This window comes from Pseudoxanthomonas suwonensis 11-1 (genome assembly GCF_000185965.1).
GTDB classification, from domain to species: Bacteria; Pseudomonadota; Gammaproteobacteria; order Xanthomonadales; family Xanthomonadaceae; genus Pseudoxanthomonas; species Pseudoxanthomonas suwonensis_A.
In genome coordinates, this window is record NC_014924.1 from 3,290,915 (window position 1) to 3,312,766 (window position 21,852).

Here is a 21,852-nt window from a genome sequence, read left to right on the forward strand (position 1 = left end):
CGCGCAACGAATACCGCATTGATGAATCAAACCTGGAGTAGATGAAAATGAGTGAACGCACCCTTGTTACTGGCGGCGCTGGCTTCCTCGGATCGCATCTGTGTGATCGCCTCATCGAGGCTGGCCATGACGTGCTCTGCGTTGACAACTATTACACCGGCAGCAAGCAGAACGTGCTTCAGCTCATCGACAACCCTCGGTTCGAACTGATGCGCCATGACGTCACGTTCCCGCTGTACGTGGAGGTCGACCGCATCTACAACCTGGCCTGCCCGGCGTCTCCGGTGCACTACCAGGCCGACCCGGTCCAGACGACCAAGACCAGCGTGCACGGCGCCATCAACATGCTGGGCTTGGCCAAGCGCACCGGCGCCCGCATCCTGCAAGCAAGTACCAGCGAGGTCTACGGCGATCCGGAGATTCACCCGCAGGTGGAGACATACTGGGGCCGCGTGAACCCGGTCGGCATCCGCAGCTGCTACGACGAAGGCAAGCGCTGCGCCGAGACCCTGTTCTTCGACTACTGGCGCCAGCACCAGCTCGAGATCAAGGTCATGCGAATCTTCAACACCTATGGCCCGCGCATGCACCCCAACGACGGCCGTGTGGTCAGCAACTTCATCGTGCAGGCACTGCGCGGCGAGCCGATCACCATCTATGGTGACGGCACCCAGACCCGCAGCTTCTGCTACGTCGACGACCTCGTGGAAGGCATGATCCGCCTGATGAACAGCCCGGTCGAGCTTACCGGCCCGGTCAACATCGGCAATCCGGGCGAGTACACCATGCTCGAGCTGGCGGAAGCGGTGCTGAAGCTGGTGGGTGGCAAGTCGAAGCTGGTCTTCGAACCGCTGCCGTCCGACGATCCGAAGCAGCGCCAGCCCGATATCAGCGTGGCCAAGGAACACCTCGGCTGGGAGCCGAAGGTTGCCCTGGAAGATGGCCTGCGGGAAACGATCGCGTACTTCCGCAGCAAGCTTCAGGCCTGATCAACAGGCTGCATGGTCTTGCTTCGGAATCGTACTCCCGGTGCGGGGACAGCGTGCAAGGCCGGGCTCCACCTGGGCGGAGCCCGGCCTTTTGTTTCAACGCGTACCCCGAAGCGCACCACCGGAATGGCAGATGCCCATTGCCACCGTACCCAGGCAGGCGCCGCACAGCGCACCGACGACGAACATCAGCATGGTGACTCCCCCTGACGACGCGGATCCCCTCCGCGTGGCTATCCTCGCATGGGCATCAAGCAGAAAAGTTTGACAATCATCACATAGCGCTCGCTTTAGCCCCTGAGCCATGCCACAAGTTGGAAGACGGATGGAAGATCAGCTCGGGCCCTCCAAGCACCTACGCCCAGCATCTAAGGCTTGATTGCGCTGGTCCGTGGTCACCCGACCGCCATGTCATTACCTACCTGGACCCTCACGCAAGGCTATGCATCCAGCCGGTAAGCAATGGCCTCCCCAAAAGTAGACCACGCGCTACCACAGGGACAAGCTGTCCCTTTTCTCTCGGAGTTACGGCATGATTTCGCCACTTCGGGTAGACAACTAGAGCACCGCCATATGAGTAGCCCTCCTCCAAGAACTGATATACCGTCTTTGACCGGTCTTCGCGGCGTCGCTGCGCTAATGGTCGTTCTTTATCACGCGAACGAATCTTTCATTCGAGCTTCCGGATACGCTTCTCCTCATATTTTCCACGGCCGTTTGTTCGTGGATCTTTTCTACGTACTTTCGGGGTTCGTGCTTTGCCACGTGTATGTAACTGATACGCGGAGTATAAGCTGGCGGAAGTTTTTCGCCGCTAGAGTGGCCCGGGTATACCCTCTTCACGTGCTGACGGCGCTGCTCGGCGCGGCGGGTCTATACGCACTATCGAAAATGTCGGGCCAAGGACTTCCCCCGGAGCTTACGATTGGTCAGGCAATCCGTGAGCTGACGTTAACTCAGGCGATGCCTTTCATATGGAAGGACCTCATATGGAATTCGCCCTCTTGGTCTATCAGTGTTGAGTTCTATACCTACGTCCTGATCTTCCCGATTATTTATATCTGGCTTCATCGGGTCAGGCCGAGTACGTCCGTACTGATTTCCGGCACATTGATGGCGGCCCTAATTCCGTTCCTATTCTTTGCCGACATCCATCCGGCACGGGGCGCCGGGGCTTTTCTCCGGGCGTCAATCGGCTTCCTGGCCGGTTGGAGTACCTGGCTTGTGTGGAAAAGTCCTGCCAAGCGCCTACGTCCAAGCACGGTCCTCGCCGTGATGGTGGCGCTGTTTGCCGGCACCCAGTTCTACCCGACGAGCCTCGACGATCCGTGGTACGTGCTGCCGCTGATGCCAGTGCTCGTATATGGCATTGCAGGCATGACATCCCCGTTAGATCGGATTCTTTCCGGACGGGTTTTGAGCTACCTCGGACTCGTCAGCTATTCCGTCTACTTAATACACCCACTGATCCTTAAGGCGACCCAGGTTGTTTTTTCCAGGATGGGCTTGTTCCAATACGGAATGGGGCTTTTCATAGCCGTTTCACTGGCCCTGATAATCCCTTGCTCTTACGTTTCATGGCGGTTCTTTGAGCTTCCATCGCGAGACTGGCTGAAGCGCCGCCTGGACTGATCACCAAGGTTTCCGCTCGCAGGGCCTTTGATTCGAGCCCCTCAGGTTGCCTCTTCAGGGGCGCATGCGTGGCTCACATTCAACGCTGAAATGGCCCTGCGGTTGGCGCCAGACCCCCCGGTTCGTGACACAACTCTTGCCCGACAGTGCTGTGGCTGCATCGACAAACCATTCTTCGGTGGTCGCGCGGTAGATGCTTCCACGCAGATGCGTCTGCGACGCGAGCAGGCCGAACAGTACGACTGCCGGGACGAACAAGGGGGGCACAGATTCGTTACGCAGGCGATGCAAGGCAAGTAGCGCGACTGCACCGCCGAGTAATAATCCGGCAATGATTTCCGAGACCGAATGGGCTCGCAGGGCGTAGCGCGAATAAGCGATGAGCGTTGCGAAAACGATCCCGAATAGCCCTGCCGCCGTGCGCCATGCTCGATGGGAACTATGCAAGGACAATACGCCGACGACTGGCCACACGGCCAACGATATAACCGTGTGGCCGCTGAAGCAGGTCAGGTCCCAGGCGCGGATGCCGGTGCCCCAGCCGTAGAAGGCGATCTTGCTGGCGGCGGTCGCCAGGCAGGCGACGGCGATCGCGGTCCACCAGACCAGGACGGGGCGCCTGCCGGATGGGGATCGCAGCATTACGGCGATGCCGGCCAATGCGGCCAGGGGGATCAGATAGAGGGCGCTGCCGGGGGCGACGAACCACTGCCAGTTCATCAGTGGGTGCCTCGGCGGAGAAGATGACGGCTGGGGGTGTGCATGTGCCTTTCCATGTGCACCTGCAGCATCGCATGGGCCGGGATGGTCGGGAAGCTGGCCCCGTGGCTTGCGTTCATCGGGCCCCGCTTAAAGCCGCAGCGCCTCATGGTCCCTGAGCGCCCGGCGGGATTTCCGCTACAATGCACGACCGCACCCTTGGCCCAAGGCCGGGTGCCGGTTCCGAGGGCTTCGCCCTTCGGTGGCCAAGACGGTGTGATCCGCCGTCGTTCTGCACAACGCGCCCGTAGCTCAGCCGGATAGAGTAGTGGCTTCCGAAGCCATTGGTCGGGGGTTCGAATCCCTCCGGGCGCGCCAGAATCCTTCCCCGCCGGGCATTCGTGTCCGCGGGCGAGCACCGATCTCCGGGCCTGTCAGGTCTCCAGCTTCTTCCTGCGCACCGACCAGACCTGGTCGCCGAAGCCGTTGAGCCAGCTCTGCAGCATCTGCGAGTCCACGACCGTGGCCGTGATGCGGTAGCCGTCGTCCAGCTCCTTCACCTCCTGGTCGGTCGACAGCGGCGTTTCCAGCAGGTGGGCGCCTGCGCCCTTCGAGATGCTGAAGCCCAGGCGCACCCTGGTGCCGTCGCCGAAGCCGAAGCGGCCTTCGTCGTCGTAGCGCTTGAGGTCGAAGTCCTTCGGGCGCTCGAAGGTTAGGGTCGTCGCCTCGGCGGCAAGCAGCCGGTGCACGGCGATTGTCCGGTTGTCGTCATAGCCCTGGAACCGGCAGACCAGATACAGGCGGGCGCCCTGCTGGGCCAGGCCCAGGGGCATGACTTCGGCCTTGACCCGGTGGCCGGCGGCGTTGCGGTAGTCGATCCGCAGCCACCGGTTGGCGTACAGCGCCTCGCAGGCCACCTCGAACACGCCCGGCGCCACCTTCGGTGGCAGCAGGGGCTGCGAGGTGGCGACCACCCTTACCTTGTGCGGCCACTCCCGTTCCAGGTTCCTGGGTCCCGCCGCTTCGAGGTTGCGGCGCGCCTGGGCGAAGAAACCGTCGAGCGATCGCATCATGCGCACCGGCAGCAGGTTGCGCAGGTGCTCCTCGGCCAGGCGCAGCAGCAGCGATTCCTGCGGGGTCAGGCTGGACAGGGACAGCGCGCGGCCGGCGTCGGGCCAGCGGTAGCCATAGGGCCGGCTGCGCTGGTCGCGCTCGAGGTGGAACTCCTCGGCAAGCATTTCCAGCTGGCGCTGGATGGTGCGCAGGTCGCGCTCGATGCCGGCGTCCCGCAGCTGCTGGTGCAGCTCGGGCGCGGTGACCTTGCGGCCGCGCGGGATCCGCCTGAGCAGTTCGAGTGCCAGGCGCACGGTCTCACGACTGTCTGATCGCTTCCCCATGATCCCGCCCCCCGCGGGTCCTTGCCCATGTCTGCCTGCCGCCGACGGCGAACCCGGGCGGTATATCACGCCCGTCCGGGCGCGACGAAGCCCATCGGCCGCGGCCCGCTGGCCTTGAGCCTGGACTCGGCCTGCAGCAGGGACACGAACCCCCTCGCGCTGCCGACAGGACGGAAGCGGTGCTGGCGGGCGATGGCGGCGTAGTCGCCGGGCGTCAGGTTGCCCAGCTGCCGAACGAGGGCAATGTCCGCGGGGGAAGGTTCGCCAAGTTCCAGCGCGGCCAGGTGTCGGTGCAGCAGTTCCACGGCTTGGGTGGCAGTGAGGTAGTCCATCCGCACCTTGAGGTCGAACCGGCGGAGCGCGGCAGGGTCCAGCCCGGCGACCAGGTTGGTGGAGGCAATGAAGATGCCGGAGAACGTCTCCATCTGGGTCAGCATCTCGTTGACCCCGGTCACCTCCCACGAATGCCGCGCCTCGCGGCGGTCGCGCAGGAAGCTGTCGACCTCGTCGATCATCAGCACCGCCCGGTCGTGGCGTGCCTCGCGGAAGGCGGCGGCCAGGTTCTGCTCGGTCATGCCGAGGTAGGGCGAAAGCAGGTCCGACGCGCGGCGCACGTGCAGCGGCAGCTCCAGCCGGCGGGCCAGCCAGTGCGCGAACGCGGTCTTGCCGGTGCCCGGCGGGCCGTACATGCACATCCGGCCCTGGCCGGAACGCGCGAGGCCTTCCGCCAGTGCGGAGATGCTCGTGTCCGGGTTGAGGAAGGCCAGGTCGTAGGTTCCCGGCAGCTCGGCTGCGTCATGGGTATCCAGCCGGGCATGGCCCTGCGCCTGCAACGTGCCGTCCACCAGCCGCTGCAATGCCGCCTCGGCTCCGGACGCACCCAGGCGTGGAGCCACTGCACGCACCACCGAGGACGCGCGCGCCACCACCGCCGGTGCGAGGTGCGGTACCGCCGCCAGCCGTTCGATGCAGCGGCGGTCGACCAGGTCGCCACACACCGCTTCGATGATGCGGGTGCGCTGGCTGCGCGGCGGGACGTGCATCTCGATGATCATGTCGAACCGGCGCAGGAAGGCCGGATCGACCATGCCGATCGCGTTGGACAGCCAGAAGGTCGGCGCAGCGCTTTCCTCCAGCATGCGGTTCATCCAGGCCTTGCGTTCCTGGGCCACGCTGCGGGGGCCGAACAGGCCTCCACCGTCGAACACGTCCTCGACCTCGTCGAACAGCACCACCGACCGCTGCTGCGAAAGCAGGGTCTGGGCCGCGCGGAAGGCGCGCAGGCGGGTCCTGCCGTCGACGGGGTCGCCATCGCTGTCCTCGCTGGAGACTTCGTACAGCGGGCACCCCAGCCGGCCGGCAAGCATCCGCACCAGCTGGGTCTTGCCGGTACCGGGCGGACCATGCAGGAAGATGTTGGCGCCACGGCGGCGGGTCGCCAGTACGTGCTCCAGGTACGGCTCGAGGATGGCCAGCGACTCGCGCAGGTGCGGGTAGTCCGCCGGCCCGAGCTCCGCCGCCGGCGCCACTGCCACGGCGCTGCGCAGCAGGTCCATGGGTTGCACCGGCGTGGACGACAGCAGGTCGGCGAACTCGCTGGACAACAGCTCCAGGCGGGAGCTGACCGAGCCGGTGCCATGGCGTCCGGTGACCAGCAGGCCCGAGCGCCCGAGCAGCCCCTTGCCGTCGAGCGCCTCCGCCACCTCGCGGACCGGCAAGTCCAGGATCCGCGCCAGGGCCTCGTGCAGTCGCCCGGTCGTCAGTTCGCCGAGCAGGTCGGCCGCGTTGTCCAGCAGCGGCTGGGTGTGCAGCAGCACGGCGAAGGACAGGATCCGGCATTCCACCGGCGAAAGCCCCAGCGCCCTCTGCAGCTGCGCCAGGTTGCGGGCCATCACCGCAGGAAGCCGCATGCGGCTGGCCCTGGCTTCGGCCTGCCCATGCATCGTCCGCAACGCGGCGCGTGCGGTGTCCGGGTCGAATGCCCCGGGGTCCTCGACCATCTCGCCGAACCCGAGCGCACAGGCCAGGTCGTCGTGGACGAAGTCGCCGCCACGGATGAACTTCCGGTGCCCGCGCATGGGCACCAGGATGCGCAGCATCCAGAGCTTCACCAGGGGTCGCAGGGCCGACTCGGCTTGCGACGCGCAGGATGCGGGGCGCCGGAGAAACGAGGGTACGCGGGTCATGGGGCCTCCTTTTCCAAGGAGCCCGATTCTCCGGAGCCACGCGACATCATGTGTCGCATGGACTCCCGCCCGGGTGTCAGACCACCGGGTAGAGGATTTCGCCGTACTCCTGCTCGGGGTTTGACATCATGATGTCCAGCACCAGCGGCACCACGGTGCCCAGGATCGCGACGCCATCGCGTACCTGGCTGCGGTTGACCTGGCTGTTCCAGGTGGCACCGCCATGTACAAGCTGGTTGCGCAGCACATACAACCGGTCGAACACGATGGACAGCACGGTGGCCGTATCGCGGCCGGTCACTGCGGCCAGGGCGGCCTTCTGGCTGGCCGCGAAGGCCTGTTCCCACCTGCCACTGGAGTCATGGTCGCGCAGGGCCGCCCAGAAGGGCTCAAAGGCGAACCTGTTGCCGACCAGGGTGCGGATCGGGCCGCTGAACTGCTGGAACAGCGCCTGGTGCAGGCGCCCCTCCCGGTCCAGGCCAACGATGGTGGCGAGGAACGCCCGGGCCCGGTCGCGCTCCCGCTCCGCCTGGCCGAACTCGCGCGCGTAGCCGGCATTCAACGCCACCCACGACAGGATGAAGCGCAGGTCCGGATCGTCCCCGGCCTGCTCGGCGCGCTGCAGCCAGCTGAGCGCGCGGTGGATGCGCAGGCGCAAGGCCTCCGGCTGGTCTTCGCGTATGGCCCGGTGTCGCTCCTTCAAGGCCGCTGCCGTCAGAACCGTCATTTCTCCCCCTGTGGAACGCCGCTTGCCCCCTACCCGGGTTGGTGCATCGGCAGGTTCCGCAGCTTAGCCATCCGGGCCAGCGGCGGGAACGCCCTTCATCACCCGCCGACACGCGGCGGGACAGGCTGGTGGGCATTCCTGGTTGGAGATTCCCCCATGCGTATCGCGATCCTTGCCGTTCCTGCCGCCCTGCTGATTGCGGGGTGTGCCTCCTCGCCGCTGGCCCAGCGGGTGGAGCCGATCGACGGGGTGGTGTCGGGCCAGTGCCATGCCGACATGGTGCGGGGGGCCGTCGGACTGGCGGCTTCGGGCACCACGATCGAGCGGGCGCGGATAGACAGCGACAGCAGCGAAGTGCTGGTGGTGCGCGGCCAGGGCGACCGGATGGGCAGCGCGACCCTGCCGGAGCCGGGTACCGGCGGGGCGGGCGGTTCGCGGCTGGTGATCGAAACCGGCAACAACAACGCGATTACGGCGGTGCGGTGTGGGTAAGGCCGCGGCCTGCCCTGCTCCCAGACAGCAGGTCTGGTAACCGGCCGGTCGCCGGTAGAAGCGGAAGGTCGCCCGGTCCCGGGCTATCAGATGTTCGTCTGCGCCGGGACGAAGGGGCCCGTCAGAGCGCGGGTACCCCGCCGGTAGTGGCCAGCGAGCGCTTGCGCGCACGTCGCAGGAAGACCAGGGCAGCCTGCTCCCACTGGCGGTCGCCGCGGCAGTGGCCGCAATGGCGCTGCAGGGTGCCTTCGCGCCAGCCGTCGAAGACGCAGGGATCGATATAGGCCTTGCGGCAGACGGCGGGCGTGTTGCCCAGCAGGGAGGCGACCTCGCGCACGACCTGCACCTGCTGGGCGGCGCATTCGCGCTCCACCTCGGCCGCCTCGCCAAGCCCCGCCAGCGCGCGCATCGCGGCCACTGTCCCTCCCCAGGTGCGGAAGTCCTTGGCGGTGAAGGCCTCGCCCATCACCTCCTGCAGGTAGTCGTTGACCTGGTTGGACTGCACCGGCTGCACGTTGCCGTCGTCGTCGCGGTACTGGAACAGGCACTGGCCGGGCAGCTCGCGGCAGCGGCGCACCAGCCTGGCCAGGCGGCGGTCGTCGATCACCGCTTCCTGCGGCTGGCCGGCCTTGCCGCGGAACGAGATATGCGCGCGGCCGCCGGCGAGGAAGCGGATGTGGTGGTTGCGCAGGGTGGTCAGGCCGTATGAACGGTTCTGCTGGCGGTAGGTCTCGTTGCCCACGCGCAGCAGGGTGTGGTCCATCAGCGCGACCACCATGGCCAGCACCTTCTGCCGCGGGTAGCCGGGCCGGGCCAGGTCGCGGCGCAGGCGCCGGCGCAGGGCCGGCAGGGCCTTGCCGAAGGCGACGATGCGCTCGAACTTGCCCTGGCCGCGGTGCTGGGCCCACTCCGGGTGGTAACGGTACTGCTTGCGGCCGCGGGCATCGCGACCGGTCGCCTGGAGGTGGCCGCGCGGGTCGGCGCAAATCCATACGTCGGTCCAGGCCGGCGGGATCGCCAGGGCACGGATCCGGTCCAGGTCCTCGCGCCCGCGGACCACCTTGCCGTCGGCATCGCGGTAGCAGAAGCCCCTCCCCTGCTTTCGGCGGCGGATGCCGGGATCGGTATCGGCGACGTAGATCAGGCCGGCGCGGTCGGCATCCCGGCGGGCGGCTTCGGGGTCTGCGGTGTGGACGGGGGTGGCCAGGGGAATGCCGTTGCGGGTGGGGGCAGCCAGTCTCGGCGGCGGTCCGCATTGGCCGCGTCAACAGAACCCGTTAACGTTTCGCCAATGCCGGGTCCTTACCCTGCAGGTTCGTTGTCCACACACGGAGATTGCCGATGCGCGTCCGTCCTCTATTCGTCCTCCCGCTGGTCCTGCTGGGCCTGGCCGCCTGCGCCAACAACGGCACCCTGAGCGAAGAGGAAGAGCAGGAGCAGGCACTGCTCGCGGCACGCCGGGCGCTCGAGTCCGCCGCCGATCCCGGCGAGGCGGCGACCGCGCCGCCGCCGGCCAGCTGCGACGCCACCGCGGTGCAGGGCCTGGTCGGCGAGGACGCCAGCGAGGCCGTCGTCGAGCAGGCACGCACCGATGCCGGCGCCGATTCCGTGCGCACCCTGCGCCCGGGCCAGGCGGTGACGCTCGAGTTCAACGGCGCCCGCCTCAACGTCGAACTCGACGACGGGAACCGCATCGTTTCCCTGCGTTGCGGATAAGCCTGCCGGGCCGTTACGCGGCGCGCGGAAGACGGTTGCAATTGCATGTATTTTCCGTGCGCCCGCGCACCTTGCGGCACCGCAGCAACTGTGTTTAATTCGGGTATTCCGGCGGCAAACTGGTAGCGCACGTTTCTTCTGAAACGTTGTGCGGTGCCGCCCTCGCCCGCGTTCGGGAAACACGACCCGGACGCACGCTTTACTCGAGGCACAGATGGCCCTCCGTAACCGCCACGGGCACCAGCAACCGCACGGGCTCTACGATCCTTCCTCCGAGCGCGATGCATGCGGCTTCGGCATGATCGCCCAGCTCGACGACCAGCCTTCGCGCGGACTCGTCGACACCGCGATCGCCGCCCTCTCGCGCATGACCCACCGCGGCGGCGTCGCCGCCGACGGGCTCACCGGCGATGGCTGCGGCCTGCTGATCCGCCGGCCGGAAACCTTCCTGCGCACCCTCGCCCACGAGGCCGGGATCCCGCTGGAGGACGGCGGGCGCTTCGCCTCGGGCCTGGTGTTCCTGCCGGACGAACAGGCGCTGGCGCAGCGCTGTCGCGAGACCCTGGAGCACGAGCTCCGCCGTGCCGGCCTCAGCATCCTTGGCTGGCGGGCGGTACCCACAGACACGCGTGTCTGTGGGGAACTGGCACGGCAGACCCTGCCACTGATCGAACAGATCTACGTCCAGGCCGGCGCCGGGCAGGACGAGGAAGCATTCAACCTGGCGCTGTTCCTGGCACGGCGCCGCAGCGAGCGGCAGCTGGCCGACGCGGCGAACTACTACGTGGTGACCCTTTCGGCCCACGCCATCGGCTACAAGGGCATGGTCCTGCCGGACAAGCTCTCCGGCTTCTACCTGGACCTGCAGCGCCCCGAACTGGCCTCCAGCGCCATCGTCTTCCACCAGCGCTTCTCGACCAACACCCTGCCGCGCTGGCCGCTGGCGCATCCGTTCCGGCTGCTCGCCCACAACGGCGAGATCAACACCATCGAGGGCAACCGTCGCTGGGCCCAGGCGCGCGGCAAGGTGTGGAAGACCCCACGCTTCGACATCGCCGAGCTCGAACCGATCGTGTCCATGCACGGCTCTGACTCGCAGAGCCTGGACAACATGCTCGAGCTGCTGGTCAACGGCGGCATGGAGCTGATCCAGGCGCTGCGCATCCTGGTGCCGCCGGCGACCCAGTCGCTGGAGTTCAAGGATCCGGACCTGGCCGCGTTCTACGAGTTCTACGGCCTCAACACCGAGCCGTGGGACGGCCCGGCCGGCATCGTGTCGATGGATGCGCGCTACGCGGTGTGCACCCTGGACCGCAACGGCCTGCGTCCCTCACGCTGGATGCTCACCTCCGACCGCCACTTCATCGTCGCCTCCGAGGCTGGCGTGTGGGAGGTGCCGACCGAGCGCGTGGTGCGCAAGGGCAAGCTGGGCCCGGGCGAGATGATCGCCATCGACCTGCGCCGCGGCGACCTGCTCGACAGCGAGGCGGTGGACCGCATCAACCGCACCCGCGCCCCGTACAAGCAGTGGCTGCACAGCGGCGTGACCTGGCTGCAGACCGAGCTGATCGACCCGTCGCTGGCCGAGGAGCCGTTCGACGAGAAGACCCTGCGCAGCTACCACAAGCTGTTCCAGCTCACGACCGAAGAGGTGGAGCTGGTACTGCGGCCGATGGCCGAGACCGAGCAGGAAGCCACCGGTTCGATGGGCGACGACACGCCCATGGCGGTGCTCAGCCAGCGCAACCGGCCGCTGTACGACTACTTCCGCCAGGCGTTCGCGCAGGTGACCAACCCGCCGATCGACCCGCTGCGGGAAGACTGCGTGATGTCGCTGTACACCCAGCTGGGCAAGGAGACCAACATCTTCCATGCCGGCCCGGAGACGGTGAACCACGTCATCCTCAACTCGCCGGTGCTGTCCCAGCGCAAGCTGCGCCAGCTGCTGCAGATGCCGCAGTACGCCGAGCGCAACCGCCTGATCGACCTGTCCTACTCGGTCGAGGAAGGGCTCAAGGCCGGCATCGAGCGGATCTGCCGCGAGGCCGAGCAGGCCGCGCGCGACGGCATCGTCATGCTGCTGCTGTCCGACCGCTACCCGGTGCCGGAGCGGCCGATGATGCATGCGCTGCTGGCCACCGGCGCGGTCCACCACCACCTGTGCCGGGTGGGCCTGCGTTGCGACGTCAACCTGATCATCGAGACCGGCACCGCGCGCGACGCGCACCACATGGCCTGCCTGCTGGGCTATGGCGCCACCGCGGTGTACCCGTACCTGTCGTACCAGACCCTGTTCGACATGGGCCGGCGCGGGATCCTGCAGCTGAAGAAGGGCGAGGTCGCCCAGGTCGGCCGCAGCTACCGCAAGGGCCTGTACAAGGGCCTGAGCAAGATCATCTCCAAGATGGGCATCGCCACCATCGCCAGCTACCGCGGCGCGCAGCTGTTCGAGATCGTCGGCCTGGAGCCGGAGGTGGTGGAGCTGTGCTTCGGCGGTACGCCCTCGCGCGTGGGCGGCGCCGGCTTCGCGCGGCTGGATGCCGATGCGCGTGCGCTGCAGTCCGCGGCCTGGAACGAGCTGAAGAAGCCCGAGGTCGGGGGCCTGATCAAGTACGTCCACGGCGGCGAGTACCACATGTACAACCCGGACGTGGTCATGACCCTGCAGAAGGCCACGCGCAGCGGCCGTCCGGAGGACTGGAAGGCCTACACCGAGGCGGTGCACTCGCGTCCGCCGTCGGCGCTGCGCGACCTGCTGGAGCTCAGGCCGGCCGACGCGCCGACGCCGCTGGAGGAGGTCGCGCCGGCCTCGGACCTGCTGCGCCGCTTCGATACCGCCGCGATCTCGCTGGGCGCGCTGTCGCCGGAGGCGCACGAGGCCCTGGCCATCGCCATGAACCGCCTCGGCGGCCGCTCGAACTCGGGCGAAGGCGGCGAGGATCCGGCGCGCTACGGCACCGAGAAGCGCTCCAAGATCAAGCAGGTCGCCTCGGGCCGCTTCGGCGTCACCCCGGAGTACCTGGTCAACGCCGAGGTGCTGCAGATCAAGGTCGCCCAGGGCGCCAAGCCCGGCGAGGGCGGCCAGTTGCCGGGCCACAAGGTCAACGAGCTGATCGCGCGCCTGCGTTATGCACGCCCCGGCATCGGCCTGATCAGCCCGCCGCCGCACCATGACATCTACTCGATCGAGGACCTGGCCCAGCTGATCTTCGACCTCAAGCAGGTCAATCCACAGGCGCTGGTCTCGGTGAAGCTGGTCTCGCACGCTGGCGTGGGCACGATCGCCGCCGGCGTGGTCAAGGCCGGCGCCGACCTGATCACCGTGTCCGGCCATGACGGCGGCACCGGTGCCAGCCCGGTCAGCTCGATCCGCTACGCGGGCGGGCCGTGGGAGCTGGGCGTGGCCGAATCGCACCAGGCGCTGGTGGCCAACGACCTGCGCGACCGCGCCATCCTGCAGACCGACGGCGGCCTGAAGACCGGCCTGGACGTGGTCAAGGCCGCGCTGCTGGGCGCCGACAGCTTCGGCTTCGGCACCGCGCCGATGATCGTGCTGGGCTGCAAGTACCTGCGCATCTGCCACCTCAACAACTGCGCCACCGGCGTGGCCACCCAGGACGAGCGCCTGCGCATGGACCACTTCACCGGCCTGCCGGAACGGGTGGAGAACTTCTTCCGCCTGCTGGCGGAGGAAGTGCGCGGCTGGCTGTCCTACCTGGGCGCGCGTTCGCTGGACGAGATCGTCGGCCGCACCGACCTGCTGCGGCAGATCGAGGCCGCGCCGCGCGAAGGCGTGCGCCTGGACCTGTCGAAGCTGCTGGTGCCCAGCCCGCGCGACGAGGAGCGTTGTGCCGCCGCGCGCCTGTACGAGTCGCCGGACAGCCTGGCGACCCAGCTGGACGTGCAGCTGGCCGACGCCATCGCCAACAAGACCGGCGGCGACCACCGCTTCCTGATCCACAACACCGACCGCAGCATCGGCGCGCGCCTGTCCGGCACGATCGCGCGCATCCATGGCAACCACGGCATGGAGGATGCACCGCTCACCCTGCATTTCCGCGGCACCTCGGGCCAGAGCTTCGGCGCGTTCAACGCCGGCGGCCTGAACCTGGAGCTGGAGGGCGAGGCCAACGACTACGTCGGCAAGGGCATGGCCGGCGGCCGCCTGGTGGTGCGCCCGCCGCGTGGCGCGCGCTTCGAGGCGCGCAGCACCCCGATCATCGGCAACACCTGCCTGTACGGCGCCACCGGCGGCGAGCTGTATGCCGCCGGCCGCGCCGGCGAGCGCTTCGGCGTGCGCAACTCCGGCGCGCTGGCGGTGGTCGAGGGCGCGGGCGACCACTGCTGCGAGTACATGACCGGCGGTTGCGTGCTGGTGCTGGGCCGCGTGGGCCTGAACTTCGGCGCCGGCTTCACCGGCGGCCTGGCCTACGTGCTCGACCAGGACCGCGACTTCGTCGACCGCTACAACCACGAGCTGATCGACATCCATCGCATCAGCCCGGAGGGCTTCGAGAGCTACCGCCAGCACCTGCACCGGCTGATCAGCCGGCACCGCGAGCTGACCGGCAGCATCTGGGCCCAGCAGATCCTGGACGAGTTCCGCGACTACGTGGGCAAGTTCTGGCTGGTCAAGCCCAAGGCCGCGAGCATCGAATCGCTGGCCGACAGCCTGCGGAGGGCCGCGTAATGAGTCGCAAGCAAGTCTTCCAGTTCCTCGAGATGCCGCGCGAGATGCCGCGGCGCATCCCGGTCGAACTGCGTACCGCCGGCGACTGGGGCGAGCTGTACGGCCGCTTCGGCGCCCAGGAAGCCCGCCACCAGTCCGGGCGCTGCCTGGACTGCGGCAACCCGTACTGCAGCTGGAAGTGCCCGGTGCACAACGCCATCCCGCAGTGGCTGCAGCTGGTGCAGGAGAACCGCATCAGCGAGGCCGCGGACCTGTGCCACTCGACCAATCCGCTGCCGGAGGTGTGCGGCCGCGTGTGTCCGCAGGACCGCCTGTGCGAGGGCAGCTGCACGCTCAACGACGGCTTCGGCGCGGTGACCATCGGCGCGGTGGAGAAGTACATCGTCGATACCGCCTTCGAGCAGGGTTGGCGTCCGGACCTGTCGGCGGTGGAGCCGACCGGCTACCGCGTGGCGGTGGTCGGCGCCGGTCCGGCCGGCATCGCCTGTGCGGACCGCCTGGCGCGCGTGGGCGTGCAGGCCGTTATCTACGATCGCTACGAGCAGATTGGCGGCCTGCTGCAGTTCGGCATCCCGACCTTCAAGCTGGACAAGGCGGTGATCGCCCGCCGGCGCGAGGTGCTGGAAGGCATGGGCATCCAGTTCAGGCTTGGCGTCGAGGTCGGCCGCGATGTGAGCATGGAGCAGCTGCTCGAGGAATACGACGCCGTGTTCCTCGGCACCGGCGCCTACCGCTACACCGATGGCGGCCTGCCGGGCCAGGACGCCGAGGGCGTGCTGCCGGCGCTGCCGTTCCTGGTGCAGAACGGACGCATCGTCACCGGTGCCGATCCGGCCACCACCCAGAGCCGCCCGATCGCGGGCTGGGAAGACCTCATCAAGGTGCCCGACCTGGCTGGGCGCCGCGTGGTGGTGCTGGGCGGCGGCGACACCGGCATGGACTGCGTGCGCAGCGCCATCCGCCTCGGCGCCGGCCGCGTCACCTGTGCCTACCGCCGCGACGAGGCTTCCATGCCTGGTTCGGCGCGCGAGGTGGCCAATGCCCGCGAGGAAGGCGTGCGCTTCCTGTTCAACCGCCAGCCGCTGGGCATCGAGACCGACGCGCAGAACCGGGTCACCGGCGTGCGCGTGGTCGAGACCAGGCTCGGCGAGCCGGATGCGCGTGGCCGCCGCGTGGCGGTGCCGATCGAGGGCAGCGAATCGGTGATCGAGGCCGACGTGGTGATCATCGCCTTCGGCTTCTCGCCGACGGTGCCGGAATGGATGACGAAGCTCGGCATCGAGGGCACCTCCAACGGCCGCATCGTCGCCGGTGGCGAGGAGCGCCTGCCCTACCAGACCACCCACCCGCGCGTGTTCGCCGGTGGCGACGCCGTGCGCGGTGCCGACCTGGTCGTGACCGCCGTGGCCGAGGGCCGTGACGCCGCCGCGAGCATCGCCGAGCTGCTCGGCACCCAGACCCCCGTGCGCACCCCTCAGTACGCCGAAGCGGTGGCGTGAGCGATAAAGCCCCTCCCCCACCGGGGAGGGGTTGGGCAGAGGGCCGGGTGCTGAGCCCTGCACGCACCGGCGTCCCTTCTTCCGTCTTTCCGGCAACACATAGCCCGGATAAGGCCGAAGGCCGCATCCGGGACAGCCGCCACGTCGTCCCGCGGTGGTTCCGCAGCGCATAGCGCTGCCACGCACGCACACCTGCGCACGCAACCTCGCGTTATGCGGCGCCAGCCGGAAGGACTGTTGCGTCCTTCCTGCCACAAGCCCGCCGCCCTTGCCCCACAATCCCCCCATGCCCGCCGAATCGCCATTCGCGCGCCTGTGGCGCGACAACTCCGTATCCGCCATTGCCGCCGGCTTCGTCACCGTGCTGGTGGGCTTTGCCAGCTCGGCGGCGATCGTGTTCCAGGCCGCGCAGGCGATGGGTGCTACGCCGGGGCAGACCGCATCGTGGATGTGGGCGCTGGGGCTGGGCATGGGCGCGACCTGCATCGGCCTGTCGCTGCGCTGGAAGATGCCGGTGGTCACTGCCTGGTCCACGCCCGGCGCGGCGATGCTGGTCACCAGTGCGGCCGGTGTACCAATGGCCGAGGCGATCGCAGGCTTCCTGCTCTCCGCCCTGCTGATCACCATCGCCGGCTTCTCCGGCGTGTTCGAGCGGTTGCTCGGACGCATGCCGCTGTCGCTGGCCTCGGGCATGCTCGCCGGCGTGCTGTTGCGCTTCTGCGTGGATGCATTCGGCGCGATCCAGCCGCAGCCGCTGCTGGTGCTCACCATGCTGGTGGCGTGGCTCGCCTCGCGCCGGCTGTGGCCGCGCTACGCCATCATCCTCACCCTCGTCGCCGGCACCCTGGTGGCGGCGCTGACCGCGCAACTGGATGTGGGCCAGCTGCGGCTGGAACTGGCACGTCCGGAATGGACCACGCCACGGCTGAGCCTGGCCGCGGTGCTGGGCGTGGCCCTGCCGCTGTTCGTGGTGACCATGGCTTCGCAGAACGTGCCGGGCGTGGCGGTGATCCGGGCCTCGGGCTATCCGGTGCCGGTATCGCCGGTGATCGGCTGGACCGGCGTGGCGACCCTGCTGCTCGCACCATTCGGCGCGTTCGCGCTGAACCTTGCGGCGATCACCGCGGCCATCTGCATGGGTCCGGAAGCGCATCCCGATCCGGCGCGCCGCTACATGGCCTCGGTGTGGGCGGGCATCTTCTACCTGCTGGTGGGCGTGTTCGGCGCCACCGTGGCCGGGCTGTTCGCCGCATTCCCGCAGGCACTGGTACTGGCGATCGCGGGCATCGCGCTGATCGGCACCCTCGGCAACAGCCTGGCGACTGCGCTGCAGGATCCAGGCGAGCGCGACGCGGCGCTGGTGACCTTCGTTGTTACCGCCTCGGGCCTGTCGCTGCTGGGCGTGGGCGCGGCGTTCTGGGGACTGGTGGCGGGGGTCATCGTGCGGGTGGTGCTGCGGCCCTGACGTACGCGCCTCCCACCCGGGGCGAAGGAGAGCGCGGAGCGGGGGCTGGGGAGGCGGCCGCCCGCAATGTTCTGGATGCGACGCGATCTGTTCCCGTGTCGGTCTCCGACCCTCTCCCCTGCCCCCTCTCCCGCAGGGAGAGGGGAACCCGGGTGCGCTTCGCTTACCCGGGCTACATGGGCAGGCGAGGCGGCCTGGGTCCATGCCAGCACCTGGCCGCCACCGCTGCCCGCGCTCCGTGCGCTGACCCGCGCCCAAGTGGAGCGGCGTCGACGGCGCGGGCGCCAGTAGCCTGCAGGCGCGCGCCTCACCCCCACAGGGAGAGGGGTGTTGCTTCCCTCGGTGGCAGTGGGCCGACAGCACTCCGTGTCATTTCCTCTTGGCGAATCGCCATCAGGAATCGCGGTCATGGGCGTGGACTGGCTTTGTGACGCGCTTCTAGAGTCGTTCCCGTCATAAGCCGAACGCCCGCAGCGGGCCGGCACCCCCAACGAGAACCGATCATGAAGCAGCCCGTTCCCACGGCCGCCGCGCGCCGTCGTCTTGTCCTCGGCCTGGCCATCAGCCATGTCCTCGCCCTTCCCGCGCTGGCCGAGCCACAGGCCACCACCCTCGACAAGGTCGTCGTCAGCGGCGCGCGCGTGGCCGAGGCGGACATCGCCATCGGCACCGACCAGGTGCGCAACACCATCGCCATCGACCACGAGGCGCTGCTGTCGGCGCCGGCGGGCATCTCCGGGCTGAAGATGCTGGAGTCGCTGCCGGGCTTCAACGTGCAGGCGAACGATGCGCTGGGCCTGTACGAGTTCGGCAACTCGGTGTTCGTGCGTGCCTTCGGCTTCCGCCAGATCGGCTTCGTGCTCGATGGCATCCCGCTTGGCCGCAGCGACCAGTTCGGCGGCAGCCCCGTGTTCCGCTACGTGGACAACGAGAACACCTGGCGGGTCACCGCTTCACAGGGCGCCGGCGATGTGTCGGTTCCGAGCTACGCCTCGCTGGGACCGATCGTGCAGTACCAGACCCTGGCCCCGGCGGCGGAGTCCGGCGTGCAGCTGTCGCAGACCTTCGGCGCGGACGACCTCAACCGCAGCTTCATCAAGCTCGACAGCGGCGAGCACCGCGGCTTCTCCGGCTACGTCAGCCGCTCCAAGATCGACAGCGCGCTGTGGCGCGGGCCAGGCACCATCGACCGCGAGCACCTCGAGGCCAGGGGCCGCTACCAGTGGGCCAACGGCAGCACCGTCGACCTGAAGATCGTGCACAACGACTTCTTCGACTACGACACCCCGTCGATCAGCAAGGCCCAGTACCACGGCACCGCCGGCGACATCTTCGGCCGCAGCGGCCGCCACTACGGCTACCTGGGCTACGTGCCCGACCTGCCGCCCACCGCGCCGGGCATCGTCTACAGCAACAGCGCCTACAACCAGTACTACCAGCAGGCGATCAACCAGCGCACCGACACCCTCTACGGCCTCAACGGGGTGTTCGTGGCCGGACCGGAGCTGGAGCTGCGCGCCACCGCCTACTACGAGGACAAGGAAGGCTATGGCGTCTCGCCCGAGGCGTATGCCACCTCGCTGTCCAGCCACAACGCGCAGCGCCTGCTGGTCCCGGGCCTCAACGCGCCGCTGGGCCTGCAGTACGGCCTGTCCACGGTGGCTGGCACCCGCAAGGGCCTGGTCGCCGGAGCGAACTGGGTGGTCGGGGCGCATACGCTCGATGCCGGCGTGTGGCGCGAGCGCGACGAGTACCACCGCACCCAGGCGCGCTACAACCAGGTCGGGGGCAATCCGGCCGGGCGGCCACTGCTGGACCAGCCGGTGCACCTGCAGCGCGATTTCTGGTCCACCCGCGAGAGCACCCAGCTGCATATCAAGGACACCTGGCGCCTGCTCGACGATCGGCTGGCGATCGAACTGGGCGCCAAGGCGCTGGACCTGGACTACCGGATCGCCGGCGCGCGCAATCCGGGCGACTACATCGCCAACCGCCGCCCGGTGATCCGCGACGAGTGGAAGGACAGCTTCCTGCCGCAGGCCGGCGCGGTCTGGTCGTTCGGGCGCGAGCAGCTGTTCGCGTCCTGGTCGCAGACCCTGGCGCTGCCGCAGGGCGCGGACGACATCTACTCGCAGGCCAGCCCGGCCGCGCCCGGGCCCGAGGCCGAGACCGCGGAGAACCTCGAGCTGGGCCTGCGCAGCAACCGCGCCACGTTCAACGGCGTGGTCGCGCTGTACGGCTCGCGCTTCGACAACCGCCTGCAATCCTATGCCTCGCCGGTGCCGGGCAGCGGCACCACCGAGACCTTCTTCCAGAACGTCGGCGCGGTCGAGGCCTACGGCGTGGAGGCCAGCGGCGTGTGGAAGCCGCGCGTGCTTGGCGACCGGGTCGCGTTCAACGGCAACCTCAGCTGGAACCGCGCCGGGTTCAAGGACGACTTCGCCAGCTTCGCCATCGCCGGCAACCGCGTGCCGGACAGCCCGCAGTGGCTGTCGCAGGCCGGCGTCACCTGGGAGGCGGGGCGCTGGGGCGTGCTCAACCTGTCCGGCCGCTATGTCGGCGAGCGCTACAGCAACTACACCAACACCGAGCGCGTGGGCGGCTACGCGGTATGGAATGCATACCTGGACATCGGCGGCGAGGCATTCGGCCAGGGCCTGCTGCGCAACGCGCGGCTGCGGTTCAACGTCGACAACCTGTTCGACCGCGACTACCTTGGGACCATCAACCCGGTGGTCAGTGGCCCGGCCACGTACCGGCCGGGGCCCGACCGCACCTGGCAGGTCTCGCTCAGCGTGGACCTGTAGGCCACCGAGGAAGACCGACGTTGTCCAAGACCGCCGTTCCCGCCCTGCTCGCCCTGGCGCTCGCCGCCGCCCTGCCCGCCCACGCCGCCAAGCCGGAAGGCAGCCCCGCGCGGGCGCTGCATGACCGCATGCTGGTGCTCGACACCCACCTGGATACGCCGCTCAACCTCGGCCGTCCGGGCTGGAGCATCGTCGACGACCATCGCGACGAGGGCCCGTTCTCCCAGGTCGACTACCCGCGCATGGTCGAAGGCGGGCTGGATGGCGGCTTCTGGGTGATCTACACCGGCCAGGGCGACCGCAGCCTGGAGGCCAACCGCAAGACCCGCGACGAGGCGCTGGGCCGGCTGCTGCAGATCCGCGAAATGGTGGCGCGGCATCCGGACAGGTTCGAGCTGGCGCTGACCGCGGACGACGCGCGCCGGATCAAGGCTTCGGGCAGGAAGGTGGTGTTCCTGTCCATGGAGAATGCCTCGCCGCTGGCGCTCGATCCCAGCCTGCTGTCGTTCTTCCATGCCCAGGGCCTGCGCATGGTGGGCATCACCCATATCGGCAACAACGAATTCGGCGATTCCTCCAACCCGCGCGAGGGCGAAGGCGCCGAGTGGGGCGGCTTGAGCCCGGCCGGCAAGGCGCTGGTGGCCGAGGCCAACCGCCTGGGCATCGTGCTCGACCAGTCGCATTCGGCCGACGCGGTGTTCGACGACCTGATCGAACTGTCCAAGGTGCCGTTCGTGCTCTCGCACAGCTCGGCCGACGCGGTGCACGACCACCCGCGCAACATCGACGACGAACGCCTGCGCAAGCTGGCCGCGCATGGCGGCGTGATCCAGGTCAACGCCCTGGGTGCGTACCTGGTCGACACCCCGCCGAATCCGGAGCGCCGCGCCGCATTGAATGCGCTGTTCGACGAGGCCGAGGCCCAGGGTGGGCGCAGTCCCGCCGTGCTGCGCGAGCTTGCGCGCAAGTGGAGCGAGGTCGAGCGTCGCCATCCGGCCCCGGAGGCCACGTTCGAGGACTACATGCAGCACCTGCTGCACATCCTCGAGGTTGCAGGACCGGACCATGTCGGCATCGGCGCCGACTGGGACGGCGGTGGCGGGGTCAAGGGCCTGTCCGACATCTCCCAGATCCCGCGGATCACCGAACGCCTGCTGCAGGCCGGCTACACCGAGCAGCAGATCGCCAACATCTGGGGCGGCAACGTCCTGCGCGTGCTGGAGCAGGCGCAGGCGTATGCGGCGAAGGTGGCGGCGGAGAAGAAGTAGGCCGTTTGAAGCCCCTCCCCAACCGGGGGAGGGGTTTGGCAGGGGGCCGGGCGCCCAGCCAGCAGCACGCCCGCTCCATCGGCCAGGTTCCGGGCATCGGCCACGGCGGAAGCCCTGGACACCATCCCGCGGTAGATGCGCCCTGACCGCGTCCCGGGACCCTGCTCTTCCCGACCCCGAACCCGGACCAGTGGTCCGCAATCGTCGCTTCCCCTCGCCCCGGCGGAAGAGGGGAGATCAAGCTTGTTGCATCCGCAACTCGTGCACGCCGCTAGACTCTGGCCT

14 protein-coding genes and 1 tRNA gene are annotated in these 21,852 nt (G+C 68.5%); 10 read left to right on the forward strand and 5 right to left on the reverse strand.

Going from position 1 to position 21,852, the window contains the following annotated elements; genetic code table 11:
- Positions 1–47 precede the first annotated feature (47 nt).
- Both PSESU_RS15030 and PSESU_RS16045 read left to right on the forward strand, forming a co-directional pair.
- Positions 48–989, forward strand: coding sequence for a UDP-glucuronic acid decarboxylase family protein (locus PSESU_RS15030; protein ID WP_013536650.1), 942 nt, complete (start codon positions 48–50; stop codon positions 987–989).
- Between the two features lie 573 nt (positions 990–1,562).
- A complete protein-coding gene (locus PSESU_RS16045; RefSeq protein ID WP_013536651.1) occupies positions 1,563–2,621 on the forward strand; it encodes an acyltransferase family protein in 1,059 nt (352 codons plus the stop codon).
- A 54-nt stretch (positions 2,622–2,675) separates the two neighbouring features.
- Here the strand turns inward: PSESU_RS16045 and PSESU_RS15800 are convergent, their stop codons facing one another.
- Positions 2,676–3,341 (reverse strand): phosphatase PAP2 family protein, encoded by a 666-nt coding sequence (locus PSESU_RS15800; RefSeq protein ID WP_013536652.1) that lies wholly within the window; start codon positions 3,339–3,341, stop codon positions 2,676–2,678.
- Positions 3,342–3,621: 280 nt separating this feature from the next.
- On the opposite strand from PSESU_RS15800, the gene PSESU_RS15045 reads away from it, so the two are divergent.
- Positions 3,622–3,698 (forward strand) — tRNA-Arg (locus tag PSESU_RS15045).
- Between the two features lie 56 nt (positions 3,699–3,754).
- On the opposite strand, the gene PSESU_RS15050 is transcribed toward PSESU_RS15045, so the two are convergent.
- From PSESU_RS15050 to PSESU_RS15060, 3 genes are all read right to left on the reverse strand, one after another.
- The gene (locus tag PSESU_RS15050; protein WP_013536653.1) at positions 3,755–4,717 is read right to left on the reverse strand and encodes a helix-turn-helix transcriptional regulator; all 963 of its coding nucleotides are present in this window, start codon (positions 4,715–4,717) and stop codon (positions 3,755–3,757) included.
- A 65-nt stretch (positions 4,718–4,782) separates the two neighbouring features.
- A complete protein-coding gene (locus PSESU_RS15055) occupies positions 4,783–6,816 on the reverse strand; it encodes an AAA family ATPase (RefSeq protein ID WP_203415166.1) in 2,034 nt (677 codons plus the stop codon).
- Between the two features lie 163 nt (positions 6,817–6,979).
- Positions 6,980–7,561, reverse strand: a complete 582-nt coding sequence (locus PSESU_RS15060) for a HEPN domain-containing protein (RefSeq protein ID WP_233275235.1) — start codon at positions 7,559–7,561, stop codon at positions 6,980–6,982.
- A gap of 225 nt (positions 7,562–7,786) precedes the next feature.
- Here PSESU_RS15060 and PSESU_RS15065 point away from each other — a divergent pair, with 225 nt between their 5' ends.
- Positions 7,787–8,122, forward strand: a complete 336-nt coding sequence (locus tag PSESU_RS15065; RefSeq protein ID WP_013536656.1) for a hypothetical protein — start codon at positions 7,787–7,789, stop codon at positions 8,120–8,122.
- A gap of 121 nt (positions 8,123–8,243) precedes the next feature.
- Here PSESU_RS15065 and PSESU_RS15070 read toward each other — a convergent pair whose 3' ends face one another.
- Positions 8,244–9,359 (reverse strand): DNA topoisomerase IB, encoded by a 1,116-nt coding sequence (locus PSESU_RS15070; protein ID WP_428992121.1) that lies wholly within the window; start codon positions 9,357–9,359, stop codon positions 8,244–8,246.
- Between the two features lie 104 nt (positions 9,360–9,463).
- On the opposite strand from PSESU_RS15070, the gene PSESU_RS16600 reads away from it, so the two are divergent.
- The 6 genes from PSESU_RS16600 (at position 9,464) to PSESU_RS15100 (ending at position 21,567) form a co-directional block, all read left to right on the forward strand.
- Positions 9,464–9,838 carry an I78 family peptidase inhibitor gene (locus PSESU_RS16600; RefSeq protein ID WP_013536658.1) on the forward strand — a complete coding sequence of 125 codons (375 nt, stop codon included), beginning with the start codon at positions 9,464–9,466 and terminating at the stop codon, positions 9,836–9,838.
- Between the two features lie 214 nt (positions 9,839–10,052).
- Positions 10,053–14,528 (forward strand): glutamate synthase large subunit, encoded by a 4,476-nt coding sequence (gltB, locus tag PSESU_RS15080; RefSeq protein WP_013536659.1) that lies wholly within the window; start codon positions 10,053–10,055, stop codon positions 14,526–14,528.
- Complete coding sequence (locus PSESU_RS15085; RefSeq protein WP_013536660.1) at positions 14,528–16,027, forward strand: FAD-dependent oxidoreductase; 1,500 nt, start codon at positions 14,528–14,530, stop codon at positions 16,025–16,027. The genes gltB and PSESU_RS15085 overlap by 1 nt, the downstream gene beginning before the upstream one ends.
- Before the next feature lie 286 nt (positions 16,028–16,313).
- Positions 16,314–17,492, forward strand: a complete 1,179-nt coding sequence (locus PSESU_RS15090) for a benzoate/H(+) symporter BenE family transporter (protein WP_013536661.1) — start codon at positions 16,314–16,316, stop codon at positions 17,490–17,492.
- Between the two features lie 503 nt (positions 17,493–17,995).
- Positions 17,996–20,299 carry a TonB-dependent receptor gene (locus PSESU_RS15095; protein WP_013536662.1) on the forward strand — a complete coding sequence of 768 codons (2,304 nt, stop codon included), beginning with the start codon at positions 17,996–17,998 and terminating at the stop codon, positions 20,297–20,299.
- A gap of 20 nt (positions 20,300–20,319) precedes the next feature.
- Positions 20,320–21,567: a dipeptidase gene (locus PSESU_RS15100; protein ID WP_013536663.1), complete on the forward strand. Its 1,248-nt coding sequence runs from the start codon at positions 20,320–20,322 to the stop codon at positions 21,565–21,567.
- Positions 21,568–21,852 lie beyond the last annotated feature (285 nt).

Coding starts and splice junctions, on each gene's coding strand:
- PSESU_RS15030 (WP_013536650.1), top strand. CDS start 48: ATGAGTGAACGCACCCTTGTTACTGGCGGCGCTGGCTTCCTCGGATCG.
- PSESU_RS16045 (WP_013536651.1), top strand. CDS start 1,563: ATGAGTAGCCCTCCTCCAAGAACTGATATACCGTCTTTGACCGGTCTT.
- PSESU_RS15800 (WP_013536652.1), bottom strand. CDS start 3,341: ATGAACTGGCAGTGGTTCGTCGCCCCCGGCAGCGCCCTCTATCTGATC.
- PSESU_RS15050 (WP_013536653.1), bottom strand. CDS start 4,717: ATGGGGAAGCGATCAGACAGTCGTGAGACCGTGCGCCTGGCACTCGAA.
- PSESU_RS15055 (WP_203415166.1), bottom strand. CDS start 6,816: ATGCTGCGCATCCTGGTGCCCATGCGCGGGCACCGGAAGTTCATCCGT.
- PSESU_RS15065 (WP_013536656.1), top strand. CDS start 7,787: ATGCGTATCGCGATCCTTGCCGTTCCTGCCGCCCTGCTGATTGCGGGG.
- PSESU_RS16600 (WP_013536658.1), top strand. CDS start 9,464: ATGCGCGTCCGTCCTCTATTCGTCCTCCCGCTGGTCCTGCTGGGCCTG.
- gltB (WP_013536659.1), top strand. CDS start 10,053: ATGGCCCTCCGTAACCGCCACGGGCACCAGCAACCGCACGGGCTCTAC.
- PSESU_RS15085 (WP_013536660.1), top strand. CDS start 14,528: ATGAGTCGCAAGCAAGTCTTCCAGTTCCTCGAGATGCCGCGCGAGATG.
- PSESU_RS15090 (WP_013536661.1), top strand. CDS start 16,314: ATGCCCGCCGAATCGCCATTCGCGCGCCTGTGGCGCGACAACTCCGTA.
- PSESU_RS15095 (WP_013536662.1), top strand. CDS start 17,996: ATGAAGCAGCCCGTTCCCACGGCCGCCGCGCGCCGTCGTCTTGTCCTC.